At 64.3% G+C, this 15,785-nt stretch carries 12 protein-coding genes; 6 read left to right on the forward strand and 6 right to left on the reverse strand.

Annotated features, from left to right (window positions below):
* Positions 1-243: 243 nt before the first annotated feature.
* The 3 genes from CJU94_RS21010 to CJU94_RS21020 are packed head-to-tail and all read left to right on the forward strand — an operon-like array spanning position 244 to position 4,918.
* On the forward strand, positions 244-3,168 hold the full coding sequence (locus tag CJU94_RS21010; protein WP_095420652.1) for a molybdopterin-dependent oxidoreductase: 2,925 nt from the start codon (positions 244-246) through the stop codon (positions 3,166-3,168).
* 25 nt (positions 3,169-3,193) lie between these two features.
* Positions 3,194-3,949, forward strand: coding sequence for a 4Fe-4S dicluster domain-containing protein (locus CJU94_RS21015; protein ID WP_095420653.1), 756 nt, complete (start codon positions 3,194-3,196; stop codon positions 3,947-3,949).
* An 18-nt stretch (positions 3,950-3,967) separates the two neighbouring features.
* A complete protein-coding gene (locus tag CJU94_RS21020) occupies positions 3,968-4,918 on the forward strand; it encodes a dimethyl sulfoxide reductase anchor subunit family protein (protein ID WP_095420654.1) in 951 nt (316 codons plus the stop codon).
* 161 nt (positions 4,919-5,079) lie between these two features.
* On the opposite strand, the gene CJU94_RS21025 is transcribed toward CJU94_RS21020, so the two are convergent.
* Entirely contained in the window at positions 5,080-7,665 is a 2,586-nt protein-coding gene (locus CJU94_RS21025; RefSeq protein ID WP_095420655.1) for an adenosylcobalamin-dependent ribonucleoside-diphosphate reductase, read from the reverse strand.
* 262 nt (positions 7,666-7,927) lie between these two features.
* On the reverse strand, positions 7,928-8,209 hold the full coding sequence (locus CJU94_RS21030) for a DUF3331 domain-containing protein (RefSeq protein WP_007177006.1): 282 nt from the start codon (positions 8,207-8,209) through the stop codon (positions 7,928-7,930).
* Positions 8,210-8,595: 386 nt separating this feature from the next.
* On the opposite strand from CJU94_RS21030, the gene CJU94_RS21035 reads away from it, so the two are divergent.
* Positions 8,596-9,687: an AI-2E family transporter gene (locus tag CJU94_RS21035; protein WP_095420656.1), complete on the forward strand. Its 1,092-nt coding sequence runs from the start codon at positions 8,596-8,598 to the stop codon at positions 9,685-9,687.
* Positions 9,688-9,732: 45 nt separating this feature from the next.
* Here the strand turns inward: CJU94_RS21035 and CJU94_RS21040 are convergent, their stop codons facing one another.
* Together CJU94_RS21040 and CJU94_RS21045 are read right to left on the reverse strand one after the other, a co-directional pair.
* Complete coding sequence (locus CJU94_RS21040; protein WP_095420657.1) at positions 9,733-10,608, reverse strand: alpha/beta hydrolase; 876 nt, start codon at positions 10,606-10,608, stop codon at positions 9,733-9,735.
* A gap of 98 nt (positions 10,609-10,706) precedes the next feature.
* Positions 10,707-11,816 (reverse strand): OpgC domain-containing protein, encoded by a 1,110-nt coding sequence (locus CJU94_RS21045; protein WP_095420658.1) that lies wholly within the window; start codon positions 11,814-11,816, stop codon positions 10,707-10,709.
* Between the two features lie 524 nt (positions 11,817-12,340).
* Between CJU94_RS21045 and CJU94_RS21050 the strand changes: the two genes are divergently transcribed.
* Positions 12,341-13,501: a porin gene (locus tag CJU94_RS21050; protein ID WP_095420659.1), complete on the forward strand. Its 1,161-nt coding sequence runs from the start codon at positions 12,341-12,343 to the stop codon at positions 13,499-13,501.
* A 107-nt stretch (positions 13,502-13,608) separates the two neighbouring features.
* On the opposite strand, the gene CJU94_RS21055 is transcribed toward CJU94_RS21050, so the two are convergent.
* On the reverse strand, positions 13,609-13,908 hold the full coding sequence (locus CJU94_RS21055; protein ID WP_244221041.1) for a hypothetical protein: 300 nt from the start codon (positions 13,906-13,908) through the stop codon (positions 13,609-13,611).
* A gap of 250 nt (positions 13,909-14,158) precedes the next feature.
* The gene (locus CJU94_RS21060; RefSeq protein ID WP_095420661.1) at positions 14,159-14,746 is read right to left on the reverse strand and encodes an NUDIX domain-containing protein; all 588 of its coding nucleotides are present in this window, start codon (positions 14,744-14,746) and stop codon (positions 14,159-14,161) included.
* A gap of 122 nt (positions 14,747-14,868) precedes the next feature.
* Between CJU94_RS21060 and CJU94_RS21065 the strand changes: the two genes are divergently transcribed.
* Positions 14,869-15,624: a DeoR/GlpR family DNA-binding transcription regulator gene (locus CJU94_RS21065; protein WP_095420662.1), complete on the forward strand. Its 756-nt coding sequence runs from the start codon at positions 14,869-14,871 to the stop codon at positions 15,622-15,624.
* Positions 15,625-15,785: the final 161 nt, after the last annotated feature.

Here is a 15,785-nt window from a genome sequence, read left to right on the forward strand (position 1 = left end):
TTTGCCCTCTGGTGTCAGTGCAGTGACGAGCGGAAGCGCGCGCCCGGTTTGCAAACCGGGCGCGGCCGCCCCCTCGCGCTCCGCACGCGCCGACGCATCGCTGAAAGGCAATCCGAAACTATCGGTGTGGCGGATACTTTCCGTCGAAAATGGCGATTTCCATTGTCGGGCTGCGGCGAATAGGATGGGCGGTATTGCATCACCACCGCTTCGACACATCCGGAGCAGCGACGGAGATCCCGCATGGAACACCACGCCCGCACGCAGAACGAACGGCTCGATGTCAAGACCACCACCTGCTACATGTGCGCCTGTCGTTGCGGTATCCGCGTGCATCTGCGTGACGGCGAGGTGCGCTACATCGACGGCAATCCGGAGCATCCGCTCAATCAGGGCGTGATCTGTGCGAAGGGCGCCTCCGGCATCATGAAGCAGTACTCGCCCGCGCGCCTGACGCGGCCGTTGATGCGCAAGCCCGGCGCGGAGCGCGGCAGCGCGCAGTTCGAGCCGGTGTCGTGGGAACACGCGTTCGACGTGCTCGAACAGCGCCTCGGCGCGATTCGCGCCACCGACCCGAAGAAATTCGCGCTCTTTACCGGCCGCGACCAGATGCAGGCGCTGACCGGACTCTTCGCGAAACAGTTCGGTACGCCTAATTATGCGGCGCACGGCGGCTTCTGCTCGGCCAACATGGCGGCCGGCATGATCTATACGATCGGCGGCTCGTTCTGGGAATTCGGCGGCCCGGATCTCGACAGCGCCAAGCTCTTCTTCATGATCGGCACGGCGGAAGACCATCATTCGAATCCGCTCAAAATCGCCCTGTCGAAGTTCAAGCGCGCGGGCGGCCGCTTCATTGCGATCAACCCGATCCGCACCGGCTACGCGGCGATCGCCGACGAATGGGTGCCGATCAAGCCCGGCACGGACGGCGCGCTGTTCATGGCGTTTCTGCACGAACTGATTGCCGCCGACGCGTGGGATCACGAGTTCGTGCGCCGCTATACCAACGCGGCGGAACTCGTCGATCTCGACGAAGCGAGCGACAACTTCGGCCTGTTCGTGCGCGACCCCGAGCGGCCGGTCGGCAATCCGCTGTTTCCGCAGAACCATCTCTGGTGGGATGCGAGCGCGGCGCGCGCCGTGCCGCATCACGCGCCGGGCGTCACGCCCGCGCTGGAGGGCCGCTATACGCTCGACGACGGCACGCCGGTCACGCCGTCGTTCGCGCTGCTGCGCGAACGTGTGGCCGATTGCACGCCGGAGTGGGCCGCCGCCATCACCGGCATTTCGGCGGACACGATTCGGCGCCTCGCGGGTGAGATGATCCAGACGAGCCGCGAGCACCGCATCACTTTGCCGATCCGCTGGACCGACGCATGGGGCGAGACGCACGAAACGGTCACCGGCAACCCGGTGGCGTTTCACGCCATGCGCGGCCTCGCGGCGCATTCCAACGGCTTCCAGTCGATCCGCGCGCTCGCCGTGCTGATGTCGCTGCTCGGCACGATCGACCGGCCCGGCGGCTTTCGTCACAAGTCGCCGTTTCCGCGCGCCGTGCCGCCTTCGGCGAAACCGCCGAACAGCCCGGACGCCGTCAAGCCGAACACGCCGCTCGCCACCGGACCGCTCGGCTGGCCCGCCGCGCCGGAGGATCTCTTCATCGACGATCAGGGCGGCCCGGTGCGGATCGACAAGGCCTTCTCGTGGGAATATCCGCTCGCCGTGCATGGCGTAATGCACAGCGTGATTACCAACGCGTGGCGCGGCGACCCGTATCCGATCGACACGTTGATGATCTTCATGGCCAACATGGCATGGAATTCGTCGATGAACACGATGAAAGTGCGCGAGATGCTCGCCGACAAGCACGAGAACGGTGAGTACAAGATTCCGTTTCTGGTGGTGTGCGACGCGTTCCAGTCGGAGATGACGGCGTTCGCCGACCTGATCCTGCCCGACACGACCTATCTGGAAAGGCACGACGCGATGTCGATGCTCGACCGGCCGATTTCCGAATTCGACGGCCCGGTGGATTCGGTGCGGGTGCCGGTCGTGCCGCCCACCGGCGAATGCAAGCCATTCCAGGAAGTGCTGATCGAACTGGCGTCGCGGCTGAAGTTTCCGGCCTTCACGACCGCAGGGGGCGCGCGGCGCTTTCGCGACTATCCCGACTTCGTCGTCAATTTCACGACTTCGCCCGATTCCGGCGTGGGCTTCCTGAGCGGCTGGCGCGGCAAGGACGGCGACAAGGCGCTGGTGGGTGAACCCAATCCGCGGCAGTGGGAGCAGTACGCCAAGAACAACTGCGTGTTCCATTACCGGCTGCCCGAGACGCTGCAATACATGCGCAACTGCAATGGGCCGTATCTCGAATGGGCGGTCAAGAACGGTTTTCGCAAGTTCGGCGAGCCGATCCTGATCCAGCTTTATTCCGATGTGATGCAGAAGTTCCGGCTCGCCGCGCAGGGTCGCACGAGCGGCAGGCAGCCGCCCGACCATCTGCGCGCGCGCGTCGAAACCTACTTCGATCCGTTGCCGTTCTGGTATGCGCCGCTCGAAAGCGCGGCCACGGACCTCGCGCGATTTCCGCTCGCCGCGGTGACGCAGCGGCCGATGGCGATGTACCACTCGTGGGACTCGCAGAACGCATGGCTGCGGCAGATTCATGGCGAGAATTATCTCTACATGAATCCGTTGATGGCGGCCGAACACGGCATTGCCGACGGCAGCTGGATCTACGCCGAATCGCAATGGGGCCGCGTGCGTTGCATGGCGCGCTTCAGCGAGACCGTCGAGCCGGGCACGGTGTGGACCTGGAACGCGATCGGCAAGGCAGCGGGCGCGTGGAGCCTCGGCCCCGGCGCGAACGAATCGCAACGTGGTTTCCTGCTCAACCACCTGATCACCGACGAGTTGCCCGGCCGCGATGACGAAGTGGCGAGCCGCATGTCGAATTCCGATCCGGTCACGGGTCAGGCCGCCTGGTACGACGTGCGCGTGCGCATCTATCCGGCGGAAGCGCACGCGCGGCACACGCTGCCGCAATTCGCTGCAATGCCCGCGGTGCCGGGCGAGAACGGCGTGATCTCGCGCATCGTGCAAACCTACTTCGCCGGGCGCGGGGAGTTCGCGGCGCGGCTGCGCGGCGCGACGGGGCGCAAATAGCATCGACAGCCGCAAGGAGCCTTTGATGACACAGATGGCATTGGTGATCGACCTGAACGTGTGCGTGGGGTGCCATGCGTGCGTGACGAGTTGCAAGGAGTGGAATACGTCGGGCGAATCGGGCAGTCTCGCCGATCTGAATCCGTACGACGCGGATCCCTCCGGCACCTTCTTCAACCGCGTGCAGAGCTTTGAAGCCGGCAGCTTTCCCAACGCCGAGACGATCCATTTTCCGAAGTCGTGTCTGCACTGCGAGGACCCGCCGTGCGTGCCGGTGTGCCCGACCGGTGCGAGCTATAAGCGCAAGGAAGACGGGCTCGTGCTGGTGGACTTCGACCGCTGTATCGGCTGCAAGTATTGCGCGTGGGCGTGCCCGTACGGCGCGCGCGAGCTCGACGAAGGCCGCAAGGAGATGACGAAGTGCACGCTGTGCGTCGATCGCATTCACGATGAGAATCTGTCGGAGCGTGACCGCCAGCCGGCCTGTGTGCTTGCGTGCCCGACCTCGGCGCGGCTCTTCGGCGATATTCACGACCCGCAGTCGGTGGTGTCGAAAGCGATCGAGGAGCGCGGCGGCTATCAGCTGATGCCCGAGTGGAATACGCGGCCGGCCAATCATTATCTGCCGCGCGTGCCCACCGAGGCCGCGGGCTGCGGCAGCGGCGCCTGCTCGTGCAAATCGTCCGGCTCGATGTCGGAGCCGGCCCAGTCGCCGGAATCGCTCGACGCTCGGCTCGAGCGCGGTGAGCTGCATCTCGCGTCGATGGCGACGCGCATCTGAAACCCATAGGACCTTACGATGAACCCCGCATTCTCCGTGGTTTTCCTCACCACCTTGAGCGGCGCGGCACAGGGCCTGCTGATCGCGCTCGTCGGCGTGGAAACGGCTGCGCATCTCGGCCTGCTGGCGCCGCCCGCCGAGGCGTTCTATCTCACCGGCGCGGCCGTGTCGGTGATATTGGGCGGCCTCGGCCTGCTCGCCTCGTTCTTCCATCTCGGCCATCCGGAGCGCGCATGGCGCGCTATCGCCATGTGGCGCACCTCGTGGTTGTCGCGCGAATGTCTGTGTCTGCCGGCGTTTCTCGCCTGCGCGTTTTTTTACGGCGTCGCGCACGGGTTCGGTTCGCCCTGGTCGCTCGCGATAGGCTGGCTCGGCGTGCTCGCGAGCGCCGTGCTGTTCGTCTGCACGGCGATGATCTACGCGTGTTTGCGCTTTCTGCAGGAGTGGGCCACGCCGCTCACGCTGGTCAACTTCGCGCTGCTCGGTTGCGCTTCAGGCTTCACGCTGGCGACAGCCTTGAGCGCCTGGTTCGCGGCGGCGCTGACCGCGGGGCTCGCGGTGTGCGCGTGCGCATTGACGCTTGCCGGTTGCGCGAGCCGCTCGGCATCGCTCGTGCGCAATGCGCGTCTGCGGCCGAAATCGACGGTGCAAAGCGCCACCGGCATTCGCAATCCGAAGCTGGTGCAGGTGTCGCGCGGCTTTACCGCCGGTGCGTTCAATCTGCGCGAGTTCTTCCACGGCAAGTCGGCGGGTACGCTGCGCGGTGTCAAATGGGGCTTTCTCGCCGCGGCGTTCGTCGCGCCGGTCGTGCTGATGGCGCTCGGCGCGAGCCTGCATTCGATCGGCGTGTCGCTCGGCTTGCTGGCTGCCGCGTGCCTCGTTCAGTACGCGGGTCTGGTGGCGGAGCGCTGGTTTTTCTTTGCCGAAGCAAAGCATCCACAGAATCTGTATTACGCGAGAGTGGGCTAAGGCGAAAGTTCGCGCGGCTTCGCCGGCATGCCGCCGCCCGCTCGACTGGGCCGCAAGGCCCGCGTGCGGTGCGCTCGGCGATATCAGAAAGATGCATAAAGAGAGGGCCGCCAGAATAGGGCGGCCGTGGCATTTCCGGTCGGCGTTACCCGTCGCCGGCTTTACCCGCAGGCGCCCACTTCACCGCATGCCGTGCAGAAGTCGCAGCCGTCCTTGCGAATCACCGCATTCGCTCCGCACGACCCGCATTTGCGCCCGAGCATGGTTTGCAGCCCTAGTACTCCGCCGGGCTGTGTCAACGCGAGCGCGTCGGCGTCGGTTTCGACAGGATGCGGACGAATGCCGAAATCCGCCGGCAACGCCGTTTCGGCGCGCATCTGGCCGCGCGGCAAACGCGCCAGCATGCGCGAGGGCACCTGATTGCCTTCGGCGTCGAGAAAGCCGCGCCGATGCAGAATCTGCTGGATCGCAAAGGCGAGGGCGGCCACTTCCGAATCGTGCCAGCGCGGCGTGCGGTGGCCATCCAGCCGCTGCACTTCGCCGAGCCTGACCTGGCCTCGGTCCCACGACACCTTGCGCATATCCTGCAGGTTGCGCGCGACAAAACCGCCGCGCGCCGCGAGCGACAGCGAACGCATGGTCGCGGTGATCCATTGCTGCGATTCGTCGCGCTGACCGGTGGGAATGAAGAACTCGATAGGCCGCTCGATGGTGACGTCTTCGCCGCCCAGCCGGCCCGTGACCTCGATAAACGACACCGCCACATACAGCGACTTCTTGCCCGCCTGCGTCAGATACTCGACTTTCTCGATGATCGCGGGCAGTTCGCCTTTCGGCCGGTGATCGATCGCGATACGCAGCGGATCGAGATCGCTCTCGGCGAGCGTGTCGTCGGCTTGCGGCGGGCTCACGCTGAGCACCGCGCCGAGCGTTTCGTTGGGCCGATAGGTGGCGAGACCCTTGAGACCGTTCTTCCACGCGTCGAAGTAGAGGCTTTCGAACGCTTCGAATGGATAGTCGGCGGGCACGTTCACGGTCTTCGAGATCGAGGTGTCCACATACGGTTGCACGGCCGCCATCATGTCGAGATGGTCGCGCGCCGACATTTCCAGCGCGCTGACGAAATAGTCGGGCAGTTTGCCGACGTCGCCGCCGAGCTCGCGATAAAGACGATACGCGTAGTCTTCCACGTCGAACGATTCGCGGCTGCCGTCGGCCATTACCTTCATGCGCGAGTAAGTCCACGAGAACGCCGGTTCGATGCCGTTCGACGCGTTGTCCGCAAACGCGAGGCTCACCGTGCCGGTCGGCGCGATCGACAGCAGATGGCTGTTGCGAATGCCGTCGCGGCGAATCGCCTGCTTGATGTCCTCGGGCAGGCGCGAGGCGAACGTGCCGGCTTCCAGATAGCCCGCGGCGTCGAAGAGCGGAAACGCGCCGCGCTCGCGCGCCAGTTCGACGGACGCGCGATACGCTTCGTCTCGCATCAGTTGCGCGATGCGCACGGCGAAGTCGCGGCCTTCCTGCGAGTTGTAGCGCAAGCCGAGCATGACGAGCGTGTCGCCGAGGCCGGTAAAGCCCACGCCGATGCGCCGCTTGGCGCGCGACTCCTCGTATTGCTGCGGCAGTGGCCACAGCGTGACGTCGAGCACGTTGTCGAGAAAGCGCACCTGCGTGCGCGTGCGCTTCGCGAGTCCGTCCCAGTCGAACGAGGGCTTGCGGCCTTTGATCTGCGCGAACGGATCGATCACGAAACGCGTGAGATTGAGCGGTCCGAGATTGCAGCAACCATAGGCGGGCAGCGGTTGTTCGCCGCACGGATTGGTGGCGCGAATGGTTTCCACGGCGCGCAGATTGTTGTCTTCGTTCATGCGCGAGATGAACACGATGCCGGGTTCCGCGACGTCGTAAGTGGAGCGCATGATGCGATCCCAGATCGCGCGCGCCGGGCGTTCGCTGTAGACCCACAGGCCGTCTCCGCGTTGCCGCACGTCGTCGGCCGCGCGTTGCGCCGGCGAGGGCTCGGCGCGATGCACGAGTTGCCAGGGCTGATCTTCTTCGACGGCGCGCATGAATTCGTCGGTGACGCCGACCGAAACGTTGAAGTTGTTCCAGCGGCCTTTCGAATGTTTGGCCTCGATAAATTCCAGCAGGTCCGGATGATCGCAGTCGAGCACGGCCATCTGCGCGCCGCGCCGCGACCCGGCGCTCTCCACGGTGCGGCACGACGCGTCGAACACGTCCATATAACTGCACGGACCGGAGGCCGACGAACTGGTGGTGTGAACGCGCGCGCCCTTGGGCCGGATCGCCGAAAAGTTGTAGCCGACCCCGCCGCCGCGGCGCATGGTTTCGGCCGCCTGCAGCAGGGCAACGTAGATGCCGGGCAGGCCTTGTTCGTCGACGCCTTGAATCGCGTCGCCCACCGGTTGCACGAAGCAGTTGATCAGCGTGGCCGCGATGCCGGTGCCCGCCGCGCTCATGATGCGGCCCGCGCCGAGCGCGCCGTGCCGCAGGTTGTCGACGAACAGTGCCTCGACCGATGCGCGCAGCGCCGGCGGCTCGGCATCGGCCACGCCACGCGCGACGCGTTTGAACACGTCGTCGGCCGATTGCTCATCGCCTTTCGCATATTTTTCGAGCAGGACGTCGACGGAGAATTGCTGCGGTGCGACGAGCGATACGGGATGTGCGGCAGGTGCGGCGGGCGCTATCTGCGCGCGCGTTTCCGGCGTGTCTTCGGCCATGGCTTGCCCTCAAACGGCGCCGCGAGGGGCACGGCGCGGTGGGTGGAAGTGCGCGTCACTGTACCGCCGGGCGTGGTACGGCAGGGTGACACGGCGCAATGAGGTCCACCTTAACGCACGTGGCGAAGGGCTGCAATCAAAGGGTGTTTTGCCCACGGCGCGATGCGGAGCGCATGCCGCGCTCACCGCTACGTGGGTTGTTCGGCCGGGCGGATCGGGCACCTCGAGCCAGCGTGCGCGACGCCGGCGGCGCATGGGAGTGTCAGTCCTCGACGCACTCCAGAAGTTCAGCGCAAATCATCGCCGAAGCGTTAGAAGGCGCCGGCCGCTCGGCCGGTTTGAATACCGCGTCGCCGCGGCGGATCTTGCGGCGCGACACCGCGCATGTGCCTGACGTATGTGCCGACCTGCGCCGCCACCGTTGTTCACCGTAGTGACAGCGTCCCGGCTCGACCCAGCGAATCACCAGCGTCGTGTCGGAGCGCTCGAGAATTTCGATGCGTACACCATTGGCACCGTCCAGGGGGATGGACTCCAGGGTCATCGTCGTCGGCTCCGTATTGTGGTGTGCCGAATGTAGTCCCGCGCGCGCCGGATAGCCATTGTGCCGCCGTTGAAACACTGTTCTTGAAACAGCAACAATGAAACTTGACATTCGAGCTGTGCCGACGAGACGGGGCTTTGCGGGCCGCCAAGACGGCGCAACAGTAATAGGCAGGATTTTTGCAACGCAGTGTTGTACGTGGTGAGACAAGGGCGTGAGACAAGGGCGCTGCCTGCGGGAGGGCCCCGGTGTTCCTTTAAGATGTAGTTTATTGATCGGCGACCGGTGCAGCGCCAGTGTAGCGGGTTTGCATTTTTCCGGTCGGCTCGCACACGCCCGAGGGACGTCCTCTTCAAAGACGCCTTCCCAGAACCATAAGAGCTCACATGATTTCATCCCCGCCTGTCGCACCTCCCGAACCGCCGGATGCACCAGATCTGCCGGTCCGCCCGAAAAAGCAGAGAACGGCCTCGCTCGTGCTGTACATCGGATTGGTGCTGCTGGCGCTGTGGGTGGTGCGCGATTTCATAGCGGTGGTCGCCTGGGCCGGCGTGATCGCCATCGCGCTGTGGCCGGTGTTGCGCAAGGTCGAGGGCAACCGCTGGTTCACCGGCCGCACGACGCTGATCGCCGCCGTGTTGACGCTCCTGATCGCGTTGCTGGTCGTGCTGCCGGTGGGCATCGGCATTGCGCAGGCGCTTCGCGAAGCGCATGACATGAACGAGTGGTTCAAGACCGTGCAGGAAAACGGCATTCCGCTGCCGGACTTCGTCCAGCATCTGCCGTTCGGCGTGCAGCAGATTTCAGGCTGGTGGCAGGCCAATCTCGCTCAGCCGCTGCGTGGGTCGGCGGCGATGAAAGGGCTGCACAGCCCCACTGTCATGACGCTCGGCCGGCACTTCGGCGCGCGCGCGGTGCATGCCGTGATGGTGTTCGCATTCGTGCTGGTCACGCTGTTCGTGATCTTTCAGGCGGGCCCGCGTCTGTCGGGCTCGCTGCTCAAAGCCATGCGGCGCGGTTTCGGCGACGACGGCGCGCAGCTTCTTCAACGCATGGCCGCGGCGGTGCGCGGCACGGTGTCGGGACTGGTCGTGGTCGGACTCGGCGAAGGCGCGTTGATGGGCGCGGCCTACTTCGTGACGGGCTTGCCGCACGTCGCGCTGCTTGGGTTCGTCACCGCGATTGCCGCGATGCTGCCGTTCTGCGCGCCCATCACCTTCGGCATCGCGGCGTTGTGGCTCCTGTCGCAAGGCTCGGTGGCGGCGGCCATCGGCCTTGTCGTGTTCGGCTCGGTCGTGGTGTTCGTTGCCGAGCACTTCGTGCGGCCGGTGCTGATCGGCAACTCGACGCGTTTGCCATTTCTGCTCGTGCTGTTCGGCATTCTCGGCGGAGCGGAAACGTTCGGGCTGCTCGGCATCTTCATTGGTCCCGCGCTGATGACCGTGCTGATGGTGTTGTGGACCGACCTCGTGCAATAGTTGCACGGAGTTGCCCGGCCCATTGCGGCCGCACGCCTGAACCGTTCAGGGCCGCTGATTCGACGGATGGTCCTGCGGCGGCGGCTTCACGCAGCCCAGCGTGTATTTGAGCGCGGCGGGCAGCAGCGCGCTCCAGACATCCCAGGTATGGCCGCCGTCGATAATGCGCAGCGCCGCCGGATTGCCCGCCAGCCGAAGGTGCGTATAGAGCGACGACGCTTCGGCCTGGATCGCGAGATCGTCGTCGCCGGCGGCGATGAACACCGGCAGACGATACGGCCGGCTCATGTAGCGCTCCCACTGCGCCGGATAGTTGAGCTCGTGCCAGACCCGCGCGTCGAACTCGTGCTCGCCGAACACGCCGACGCGCCGTGCCGCCGAGGCGCGCGGCGGCTCGTTCGCGTAGATCGCGGGGCTCAGCAGCAGGGCGCCGCAAAAGCGCTCCGGCTGCGTCATTGCATAACGCAGCGCGCCGAAGCCGCCCATCGAGACGCCGCCGATCATCCGCCCGCCGCGTTGTGTCGAAACCGCGTAGCGTGTTTCGATCTCGGGCAGCAGATCGTCAAAGAACGCGCGCTCCATCTTTTCCTTGCGATCGACGTACCAGTCCGTGCCGCCTTGCGGCATCACGATCGCGACCGGCGGCATGTCCTTGTGCTCGATCAGCGCGTCGGCCGCGGATTGCAGATGGCCTTGCGTGATCCAGTCGTTGGCATCGCCGTTGTTGCCGTGCAGAAGATAAAGCACGGGAATGCGGCTCGTGTCATGGCGGTAGCCGGTAGGCAGATAGATCGTGTAGGACCAGTCGCGGCCGAGCGCATCGGAATAAAAGCTTCGGCTGATGACGGTGCTGGCGAACGCCGGCGCGCTGGTGGAAGCGGCGCAAAATGCAACGAGGGCGGAGTGCAGGAATGGACGCATGTCAGATCAGGAGGCGCGCCGCGCGAGTCGGCGCGCGGCCGTCATGCTATCAGGATCGGCTGTGAAATCTTGAGGAGCGGCCCGGGTGCGCCCGTCGCTCAGGGCCAGGTGCGAAGCCGCCCGCCATAGAGCCGCCCGGCCAGACGCTTGAGCGGCTCGGCGCCCAGCGCCACCGCGAACAGCGCGGCGACCGCGACCGCGTCGGCGAGCAGTCCGAGCGGATAGTTGAGGTAGCCTTCCGTTGCCGCGTACAGCACGGAATCGACCACAAGCGAGATTACGGCGCCGGCGATAAAGCACAGCAGCCCTTTGCGGCCGATCACGCCGATCCACGGCATCCATTGCGCGAGTTTCTTCGCCCAGCCGAGCTGAATCAGATTCGCGACGAGCCACGCAATGGCGAGAAAATTGACGGCTCGCAGGTACGAGAGATTCTGTTTGAGGCTGGCATCGAGCGGCTCACGCTCGATCACGAGCTTGTAGTAAGCCGCGGCCGCCACCGCGGCGAACGCCAGCAGGCTGACGAGCCAGCTCAGGCGGTGGGTGCTGACGCGCTGATAGACCGGCTGGCAACGGGCCAGCACGCCGAGCACGAACAACAACTGCCAGGCGAACGGATTGAAATCCCAGTGCATGTCCGGCGCGGCGGGCAGGTAGGCGTCGATCGCCGGAGCGCCGGCCCATAGCGCGACGCTGCCGGCCAGCAGCAGCCAGGGCTTGCTGCGCGCGAGCGGCAGGATCATGGGCACGAGCAGCGCGAAGAACGCGTACATGGGCAACACGGAAGCCAGATACGGCTGGCGGCGGAACAGCAGAATGTCCCCCAGCGCGGCGAGCGGGGTGTCCATCAAGTCGTCGAGATCGGTCGTGGCGAGATTCGGTCCGTCGATGCTCAGCGCCATGAGCACGGCGCTGACCAGCAGCATCAACGCGGCGGTCACGAGAAACGCCCGATAGATTTCCAGCGAGCGCCGCAGGAAGCGGCTACGCGCAATCGTCTCGTTGCGCCGTTCGGCCAGCGCGGCATAGGCCGTGGCGGTGGCGAAGCCGCCGAGGAACACGAACACTTCGGCAGCGTCGCACAGCGCGTAGGCGTGCAGCGTGACGCGCGAAAGAATGCTGCCGCCGATGTGGTCGACGACGATAATCAGAAGAACCAGCCCGCGGAAAAAATCGAGCTCGATAAGACGGGGTTGCGACTTTTGCATTGTGCGATGCCCAAAGCAAGCCCTGTGCGACGGCGCGCTAGTCCAGCGCGGCAGGCGTCTCACAAGGCTTTTTGAAATTGGATTGGCTACAGCGGCGGATACGCGATCCGCGTCGCCGCTTTCAACCGGCCGGACGTGGCACGGCTGCAGGAGGCAGTAAAAATGACTGCCGCGACGGCGCGGAGTTCCGCTGCACCGCCGCAAAAAGCTTTCGATTATATTTCTTTCCGTGACAAGTCCGCTTTGGAGCGCGCAGGGCGGCCGAGCGTCAACCGTTGCCCAGCACGAGTTCGCGTGGCGCTGCTCCGCTTACCTGAATGAGCGCCGGGATAAAAGGGGCTGCCGCACCAAGTGGAGATTTCGCAACATTTTGAGATATCGACACCACACCCAATGGACGGCCAGCTAACGGCGTGTGAGGATTTCCGTAAAGCGCGGCCGGGTCGGTGAGTACCGGGTCGAAGCGTCAAGAACAACAGCGGCCGGATCGAGTTGTCCCATTGCTCGAGTGCAGGGAGATCGTCATGAACAAGCAAGTGTTCGCGCTAGCTGTCTCCGCCGCTGTGTCTGCCACTTTTGCCGCGTCCGCCTCCGCGCAGACGAGCGTGACGCTTTACGGCGTGCTCGACGAGGGCATCAACTACACCAACAATGTCGGCCACGGCCATGTCTATGAGCTGGCGAGCGGCTACGCACAGGGTAGCCGTTGGGGGCTGAAAGGCGCTGAGGATCTGGGCGGCGGGCTGAAGGCCATCTTCCAGCTGGAAAACGGTTTCGACGTGAGTTCCGGGCGGTTCAACCAGGGTGGCCGGATGTTCGGCCGCCAGGCGTTTGTCGGTTTGAGCGCCGACCGCTTCGGCACGCTGACGTTCGGCCGCCAGTACGATTCGGTGGTCGACTATCTGGCCCAGACCACGGCCAACGGCAACTGGGCCGGCTTGCTGTTCTCGCACCCATACGATAACGACAATACGGACAACACGTTTCGCCTCGACAACGCGGTCAAGTACACCAGTCCGTCCCTGTCCGGCTTTCAGTTCGGCGGCGTCTACAGCTTTAGCAACGACACCGGCTTCGCGAACAACCGCGCGTACAGTTTCGGCGGCCAGTACGCGTACGGCGGCCTGCTCGTGGCCGCCGCGTACCTGCAGGCGGACAACCCCGGCAATGGCGCGAACGGCGCGATCACGGCGAACGACGCCGGCTTCATCGCCGCCCGCATGCGCGTGTTCGGCGGCGGCATTACCTACACGTTCGGCCCGGCGACGGCCGGCTTCGTCTATACCAATTCGAACTATCTGGACCCGACCGGCAACGGCTACCTCGGCGTGACGCCACTCGTGCCGCCGGGCGTGCTGCTGAACTCGCTGAAGTATCAGAATTTCGAGGTAAACGGCAAATATCAGATCTCGCCGATGCTGTTCGTCGGCGCGCAATACGTGTACACGATGGAAACCTACGACGCCTCGACCGGCGGCGTGAAGCCGAAAATCCACTCGTTCGGCCTGATGGCGGACTACAACCTGTCCAAGCGCACCGACGTCTACATTCAGGGCGAATATCAGCAGGTGACCGGCGACTCGACCTATTCGATTCTGGACGAAGCTTTCACGCCGGGCACTCAGTCTCCTTCATCGACGTCCAGGCAGGTCGTGGTGCGCGCGGCGATCCGGCATAAATTCTAGTTGCGTGCGAATTGCTTTCATTTCATCGCCGCGCGCGGATCCGGATTACTAGCGAAGGCCGCGGATTGAAGAGCGTGAATATCGGATAACGCACGACGGATTAATGCTCAATTCAAGACGCAATTCTGAATCAGAATACCGACTAGCACGCCGAACGGAATGCCAAAAGTTCTGCCGCGCAACGTGGCGTTGATGTCTTCGTCGAGTACGAAGCTGCAGCGGCGTTCGCGCCAGACGGTTTTGTAGGCGAATGGCTTTGCGTCGACGACCACGATCGAAATCAGCGCGGTCACGATAACCTGTTGCACCGCATGCAGCTTGGCCATGAACGGCGAGAATTCGCCGGCATTGCACAGCAGCAGCATGATGACGGCGGCAATCAGCGTGCCGAAGAAAAAGCCGCTCATGAATCGGTTTGCTGAACTGAGAGAATCCACTTGAACCTCGGCTTGATTTGCCGCCAGGATCAAGGCGGCAAACTAAAAATAGTTTGACGGACATGCTTTTCCTCCGATCGAGCGGCGTTGCCTTGGCTGCGGCGGCGCTCGACCTCAATGGATGCGTAAGAATATTTTTATTGCCGTGTTCAACCTATCGTCCTTTTCCTAATGGTGGCTAGGATAAATCCGAAAAACGCGCAAACTCGCGACGTTCCGGCTAGCTGTTCAACAGGTTCAGTCTCGCGTACTGCAATAGCATGATGGTCTTGCCGTCGACGATTTCACCTCGCTCGATCATCGCCAGCGCTTCGTCCACCGGCAGTTCCAGCACCTCGATGTCTTCGCCTTCATCAGCCAGACCGCCACCCGAGCCGACTTTCGCCACCGCATCGTATTCGGCGACGAAAAAGTGCAGTTTTTCCGTGACCGAACCCGGGCTCATGAACGCCTCGAATACCTTGCGGACCTCGCGCACCCGATAACCCGTTTCTTCCTCGACTTCCGCGCGAATCCGTTCTTCCGGCGACGCGGCCTCCAGCAGGCCGGCCGGCGCCTCGATCAGCATGCCGTGATGACCGTTGACGAAGGCCGGCAGGCGGAATTGCCGCGTCAGCACGACAGTGCGCCGCCGCGGGTCGTAGAGCAGCAGCGTCGCGCCGTTGCCGCGGTCGTAGGTTTCGCGGCTTTGGCGCTGCCAGCTGCCGTCGGCGCGCTGGTAGTCGAAGGTGGTTTTTTTCAGGACGTACCAGTCGTCGGACAGTACCTCCACGTCGACGATCCTTACCCGGCTGGTGGTTTCGTTCATGGTTCGCATCCTCTTCGGTGGGCGAGCGGCTCGTGCCGCATACGAATCCATGGTATCGTGCGATATCGTGCAAAAACAAGGAATTTCGTGCAATCCGCCGAACTCGCCGGGAATCTTCGCCGATGCTGACCTCGCAAAGAAAGCAGTTGATCCTCGAAGCGCTGAAGCGCCACGGGCAAGTGGTCGCCAAGACCTTGAGCGCGGAATTCGAGGTCTCCGAAGACACCATCCGGCGCGACCTGCGCGAACTCGCCGCCGAGGGCCAGCTTCAGCGCGTGCACGGCGGCGCGCTGCCGGCGTCGCCCGCCGCGATGGATTTCGCGGGGCGCGAGCGTATCGAATCGGCGTCGAAGGCGGCAATCGGCCGGGCGGCGGCCGGCATGATCGCGCGTGACCAGATTGCGTTCGTCGACGGCGGCACGACCGCCGTGCAACTGGCGCGTCATCTACCGCGCGACTTGCGCGCGACGATCGTCACGCATAGCCCGAGTGTCGCGGTCGAACTCGCGGAGCATGCCGGGCTGGAGGTCGTCATGATCGGCGGGCGCCTGTTCAGGCATTCGATGGTCAACGTCGGCGCCGCCGCCATAGAAACGCTCAGTCACATTCGCGCCGATCTGTATTTCATGGGCGTGACCGGCGTGCATCCGCAAGCGGGCCTGAGCACCGGCGACAGGGAAGAGGCCTATGTGAAACGCGCGTTCGTGGAGCACGCGGCGGAGACGGTGGTGCTGGCGTCGGCGGAAAAACTCCACGCGGCGTCGGCGTACAAGATTGCGGATGTGACGGCGGCCAGCGCGATCGTCGTCGAACGGAACACCGCCGAGGCGCTGACCGCGCCGTTCGAGGCGTTGGGCATCACGATCGTGCGCGCATAGTTCGGCATGCAGAGGAACGGGAGGGCGTCATGCTGCGGCCGCTTTTACGGTTCATACCGGATCCGTTTGTGTGAGCCGCATATTTTTTTACCGGCGGCGAAGTGTGCAACCAAACACACCAACGCATTTTGATTGCGGTTGCCGGCTCTGGATGCGTCAAC

Origin of the sequence: Paraburkholderia aromaticivorans (assembly GCF_002278075.1) — a bacterium.
In the GTDB taxonomy this organism is placed as follows: Bacteria; Pseudomonadota; Gammaproteobacteria; order Burkholderiales; family Burkholderiaceae; genus Paraburkholderia; species Paraburkholderia aromaticivorans.